The organism is Actinoplanes sp. NPDC051633 (assembly GCF_040681735.1).
Taxonomy (GTDB): Bacteria; Actinomycetota; Actinomycetes; order Mycobacteriales; family Micromonosporaceae; genus Actinoplanes.
The window spans coordinates 1-3,513 of record NZ_JBFAZH010000825.1 but is presented as its reverse complement, the minus strand read 5'-3'; the positions used below and the strand labels follow the sequence as shown (position 1 = coordinate 3,513).

The 3,513-nt window shown below is 66.0% G+C and carries 3 protein-coding genes; 2 read left to right on the top strand and 1 reads right to left on the bottom strand.

The window, feature by feature from the left end:
* Positions 1 to 1,229 (bottom strand): sugar ABC transporter substrate-binding protein (locus tag AB0M20_RS32810; RefSeq protein ID WP_364304217.1); only part of this gene is annotated, 1,229 nt, incomplete at its 3' end.
* A gap of 416 nt (positions 1,230 to 1,645) precedes the next feature.
* Here AB0M20_RS32810 and AB0M20_RS32805 point away from each other — a divergent pair.
* Complete coding sequence (locus tag AB0M20_RS32805) at positions 1,646 to 3,004, top strand: enolase C-terminal domain-like protein (protein WP_364304215.1); 1,359 nt, start codon at positions 1,646 to 1,648, stop codon at positions 3,002 to 3,004.
* A 31-nt stretch (positions 3,005 to 3,035) separates the two neighbouring features.
* On the top strand, positions 3,036 to 3,513 hold a 478-nt coding region (locus AB0M20_RS32800; protein ID WP_364304214.1), incomplete at its 3' end, for an alpha-L-fucosidase.

The window sequence follows — 3,513 nt, the reverse complement described above, 5'->3', positions numbered from 1 at the left end:
GTCTGACCGAGCAGCTCCTGGACCGTTCCCTGGCCGTTGTACGTGGCGACCGCCTGCTTGGAGTACGTCGTCACGACCTGCTGCCACGTGGGAATCGTGGTGTACGGGATGGAGTTGGTCAGCGAGAAGTCCATGACCGGCTTGACGTCCTGCGTCTTGTTGCCCTCGTACCAGGAGTTCTGGGTGGAGATGAGGGCGGGATAGGCGCGACCGAGGTCGCCCAGGTAGTTCTCGGCGTCCGTGCCGACCATCACGCTGACCGCTTTGAACGCCTGGTCCTTGTGCTCGCAGTCCTTCGTGACGCCGAACCCGGACCCGTCGGACCACGTCTTGGAACCGCTCGGGCCGGCCGGCATCGGGGCGATCCCGACCTCGAACTTCGCCTGTTCGCGGGCGTTGATCAGGCTCCACGGTCCGTCGAGCGCCATGTAGGCGTTGCCGGACAGGAACTGGTTGGCGGCCGCGGACGAGGAGTTGGCGCTCGGGATCGGCGCGGCCACCTTCTCCTTGCTGACCAGATCGGTGTACCACTGCGCGGCCGCACGCCACTCGGCGTTGTCGACGTCGAGCTTCCCGTCCGCGTTGAGGGCGGACTTCCCGGATGCGCTCAGCACCCAGGGCAGCAAGGCGCCGATGTCGCTCTGGGCCCAGAACCCGTACTTCGGCGCCTTGGTGAGCGTCCTCGCCGCGTTCATGAAGTCGTCGGTGGTCCAGCCGATCGCCGGCTCCTTGAGCTTTGCCGCCTTGAAGGCGTCCTTGTTGTAGAACACGACGAACGGGCCGACGTCGTACGGCAGGGCAACCTGTTTGCCGTCGAACTGCAGGCCCTTGGTGATGCTCGGTACGTAGTCGGACCCCTTGATGCCGGCCTTGCTCATGTAGTCGTCGAGGGGCACCAGAAGGTTGCCGAACTGCGGAGCGCGCTGACCCTGCAGGCCGATCACGCACGGTGTGTTGCCACTGGCGGCCTGGGTGGTGAGCTTGGTCCAGAAGTCGTTGAACGGCGACGTCTCAAACTTGATCTTGATGTCCGGGTACTTCTGCGTCACCATGTCGGCGACGTGCAGCCAGGCGTTCTTCTCGACGTCGGAGCCGGACCACATGAACCAGGTCAGGGTGACGTTCTTGCCGTCGGATCCCGACGACTCGGAATCACCACCGCTACAGCCGGCGGCGAGGGTCGTGGCCAGCGCGATCGCGACGAGTGAGGTGAGACGAGATATTCGCATGCCGCTCCTTCCGGAGGGGTCGGTCGCCCGGTCCGATCGTGGTCGGGTGGGCAGGAAGCGAAGTGAGTGGGGGCAGGACGGTGCGGCACGTGCACTCGTGGCGACCTCGCCGGGAGCCGGCACGGCTTCAGTCCACGAGATGGCCGCCGCGCCGACGTCACTCAGACATCGGACGTCTGTGGCTCACCCTGGCAGAGGTCGAGGAAAGCTGTCAACGCATCTTAATCAACCTGTAACAACTTTTTCGTTTAGAGGCTTGACACGCTCGGCCCATCGGAGTCTCTCAATCCAATAATCTCATCGGCGAGTCTTGACAGACATATGACGTCTGAGGATCGTTCTGCTCAAGTCCGCAGAGCAGCCCTGCGACCGGTCCACGGACTCGCACACCAACGACGGACGCTGGGAGCCGCACAGTGAGTCGCTTCGTTTCCTTCCGCACCCACGACGTCCGCTTCCCGACCTCGCACACTCTGGACGGTTCGGATGCGATGAATCCGGACCCGGACTACTCGGCGGCGTACCTGGTCATCGGCACCGATGACGGAGACGGTCTGGAGGGCCACGGGTTCGCGTTCACCATCGGCCGCGGCAACGACGTGCAGGTCGCGGCGATCAGTGCACTGGCGGGTCACGTCCTGGGTCTCGACGTCGACACGACTCTCGCCGACATGGGCGCGACCGCACGGTCCTTCGTGGACGACAGCCAGCTGCGCTGGCTCGGCCCGGAGAAGGGCGTCATGCACATGGCCATCGGCGCGGTGGTCAACGCGTTGTGGGATCTGCGGGCCAAACGCGCCGGGCTGCCGCTCTGGGACCTGCTGTCGCGCATGACAGCGGAGGAGATCGTCGACCTCGTGGACTTCCGGTACCTGACCGATGCCCTGACCCGCGAACAGGCCCTCGACATCCTCCGCCGGGCTGAGCCGGGACGAGCGGCGCGGCGCGAGGAACTGGTGCGACACGGCTATCCCGCCTACACGACCACACCGGGATGGCTCGGCTACACCGACGAGAAGATGGTCCGGCTGGCCGAGGAGGCCGTGGCCCAGGGCTTCGGTCAGATCAAGCTCAAGGTGGGCGGCGACCTCACCGCCGACATCCACAGGATGCGTCTGGCCAGGGAAGCGGTCGGCCCGGACATCCGCATCGCGATCGACGCCAACCAGCGGTGGGACGTCGGTGAAGCGATCAGCTGGATCACCGCGCTGGCACCCTGGGATCCGTGGTGGGTCGAGGAACCGACCAGCCCCGACGAGATCCTGGGTCACGCCACGATCCGGCGCGAGGTGTCGCCGATCCGGATCGCGACCGGTGAGCACGTCCAGAATCGCGTCGTCTTCAAGCAGATGCTGCAGGCCGGCTCCCTCGACGTCGTGCAGATCGATGCCGCCCGGGTGGGTGGCGTCAACGAGAACGTCGCGATTCTGCTGCTGGCCGCCGCCTTCGGCGTACCGGTGTGTCCGCATGCCGGTGGCGTGGGGCTGTGCGAGCTGGTGCAGCACCTGGCGATGTTCGATTTCGTCGCGGTCTCGGGAACCGCCGGCGACCGGGCCATCGAGTATGTCGACCACCTGCACGAACACTTCGTGAGTCCGGTTGTGGTGGCGGACGGCCGGTACTGCGCCCCGCTGGATCCCGGTTTCTCCGCGCAGATGCGGGCGCAAACCCTGCAGAACTACGCCTTCCCCTCGGGTGCGGTGTGGGCCGGCGACGAGCAACCCACGCCGGCGCCCGTGGTCTCCGCCGACCCGCAGCGTCACCCGTCGCATTGACGTCGCATTTGACGTCGCATTTGGAGGAACAATGGCCAGATTCGCCGCCGACGCGGACCGGCCGGAGCTCTATCAGCGCTTCGACCGGCCGACACCACAATGGTTCGCCGAGGCCGGCCTCGGCATCTTCATACATTGGGGCGCCTACTCGGTGCCGGCATGGGCGGAACCGATCGGCGAGCTCGGCACGATCGAGAAGAGCTACTGGTTTGCCCACAACCCGTACGCCGAGTGGTACTACAACACGATCAGGATCGACGGGTCCCCATCGCAACAGCACCATCGTGAGGTCTACGGCGGCGCACCGTACGACGACTTCCTGGACGCCTGGTCGGCGGACGCCTTCGATCCCGCCGACATGGCCGCACTCTTCCGCCGATGCGGCGCCGGCTTCGTCGTCCCGACGACCAAGCACCACGACGGCATCGCCCTCTGGGATGCGCCGGGTACGAACGGGCGCAACACGGTGCACCGAGGGCCCCGGCGTGATCTGATCGGCGAGATCGCCG